This window comes from archaeon CG10_big_fil_rev_8_21_14_0_10_43_11 (assembly GCA_002763265.1).
GTDB lineage: Archaea > Nanobdellota > Nanobdellia > PEZQ01 > PEZQ01 > PEZQ01.
The window spans coordinates 20,150-22,609 of record PEZQ01000011.1 but is presented as its reverse complement, the minus strand read 5'-3'; the positions used below and the strand labels follow the sequence as shown (position 1 = coordinate 22,609).

The window sequence follows — 2,460 nt, the reverse complement described above, 5'->3', positions numbered from 1 at the left end:
AAACGGATGGAACGGACTCATCGACGAATTCGCCCTCTGGAACCGCACACTCAACAACACAGAAATACGTGACGTGTATGAACGGGGTGCTTTGCGACTGGACGTGAGCGTGCGCAGTTGTGATGATGTTTTTTGTAGTGGTGAAACGTACACAGATATTGATGACATCTCACCACAGACGTTGAGCGTGGCAAACAACACCTACTTCCAGCTGCGCGTAAACCACAGCAGAGGTAATGCGTCATTTTCGCCAATTGGGTATAACATAAGCGTAGTCTATGAATACAAGCCGGCACTTTCTGATGTGTATTATAATGTAACTTCTGAATCATTCGTGTTTGGTGTTGGACAGTCAGGAAGCATTGCAAATCTCAATGATTCTGACGATGTGATTCGCACAGTAGATGAAGGTGAGGGGGGAGTCGCAAATTACACGCTTTTCTTTGAAACATTTGGTAATGATGTTGAATGGACCAATTGGACAGAAAGTGGGGATGGTGGCTGGGATATTGGAACAAACGAAGAAAATCTTGGAGGAGATGGCAGTAATCTTGTTGCGCATATTGACAACTGTGACAACCTCTGTTATCTCACCGTAACAAACGCATTTGATTTGCAAAATCACACGCATTTAGAGCTTGATGTATGGAGATGGATTGAAAACACGTTTGACACCGGTGAATATGTGCGTGTTGAAATCTATAACGGGTCATGGTCAATTCTTGATAGTTGGGATGGAGATATTGATGACGACAATACGTGGCATAATGAATTTTTTAATCTAACCGGACAGAACACGAGTATTCCTGATTTTGGCCTCAGGTTTGTCGGGCACATGAGTTTAAACAATGAAGATGCTGAAATTGATAATGTGACCCTGCTTACGGGATATACAAATTACTCAATGGATGCAAACTACACCATTGACAGTATTTCAACCGCGTTTAGCACGTACACGCTCTCTGTTGAAGGCAGAACTGATGGTGAGGTGTTTAGCGTGTATGCTGATGGTGTATTTGTAGGAAACATTACCAGCCTCACTGACCAGACATTCACGCAAATCGTAACAAGCAGTGTTTCTGACGGGCAATTGAATGTTACGTTTGTTGACAACAGCAGAAATAAAGAGGCAACGCAAAACAGGCTGTATCTCGACCGCATACAGGTGCAAGCACAAGAATGACACAAGGACAGGTGGCAATTGAGTACATGATTTTAGTAGCCGTGCTTATTGCAGTTATTGCACCTATTATTTACGTCTATAACACGTCAATTAGCGCACTTGGAAGTTCAGTTGGTGTTGAAAACGTGGTTAATACCCTCTTTTTAACCATGGAAAAAGTGCATTCGCAGGGGTATCCTGCAAGTGAAATCGTGCGCATCTCAATTCCTGAACAGATTATTGCAAACCGGACATATATTGCAAATCAAACGCTTCAAGTCGCGTACTATGGAAAAACAGGGGGGATTACTGATGTGTTTCGCAGTTTTGATTATGACGTTGTTGGCGAGATTCCTACACGCACGGGAGCGCATGTGTTGCGCGTAAGCACCTTCTCAAACGGAACCCTTCTTGTTGAAGAATTAACCTTCTACGCCGAGCCTAAACGCGTGAGCGTGCTTGTTTCTGATTCAGGGTATAAACACGTGAACATAACGGTGTTCAATGTAGGAAGCACAAGCATCACCATTAATGCAACCATTTTAGGCGTTGAAAACAGGGTTGATTTAAACGCGTCAACCGTGATTAACGAAAACCAGACAAGCGCGCTGCTTAGCCCGAATGCAAATAGCGTATTGCCATTAAATATTTCAACAGCAGGCGTTCGCGGCACTTTTTTTGGTCAGGTGCTTTTGGAAAGCGAATTAGGCACGGTTGCTATCCCCATCACAATTGAGTCGTATATTACACCCCTGCTTCTTGCCTGGCGGGTTGGCACACAAGCAGAATTTGACGCTGGAACCTATGACATGGCATTTTTTAATACCAGCGCAAATGGGGTAACTGTTGATGAGACGCGCATCTATGAAGAAGAAGTGCTCACTGCAGCAGACATAGTTGCTGACGTGTATGTGCGTTCATCACAGGAGTATGAGTCGCAAACGCGGGTAAATATTAGTGACATTCCAAAAAACAGAACCTTTGAAAATGCCACGTTTTGCTTGTATATCAATCTTGTATCTGGCACGGTTGATAATGACGTGCGGGTTTCACGTGTTGCTGACCAATCATGGCTAGAGACCATAACGACAACAAATTACAATGCACAAAGTGTTACAAACATTTCAGTAACAACACTCAACAGCACAGCGCAGGACACGTGGACCTGCATGAACGTGACATACATTCTCAAAACCGATTATGAGTTAAATAACACGTTTTCAAGCATTCGGTTTGATGACCCTGACTATTCATTTACAACTGCGGGAAGCATTTTTAATGACCGAAATCTGCGTATT

At 43.5% G+C, this 2,460-nt stretch carries 1 protein-coding gene and 2 pseudogenes (2 of these 3 only partly in view); all 3 read left to right on the top strand.

Annotated features, from left to right (window positions below; genetic code table 11):
- A partial coding sequence (locus tag COT72_05680) for a hypothetical protein (protein ID PIN99612.1) occupies nt 1-1,183 on the top strand: 1,183 nt, incomplete at its 5' end.
- A pseudogene (locus COT72_05675) lies at nt 1,180-2,460 on the top strand (hypothetical protein) (it continues 90 nt past the right edge of the window). The gene COT72_05680 and the pseudogene COT72_05675, both read left to right, overlap by 4 nt.
- Nucleotides 2,441-2,460 (top strand): annotated as a pseudogene (locus COT72_05670) (hypothetical protein) (it continues 334 nt past the right edge of the window). The pseudogenes COT72_05675 and COT72_05670 overlap by 110 nt, the downstream one beginning before the upstream one ends.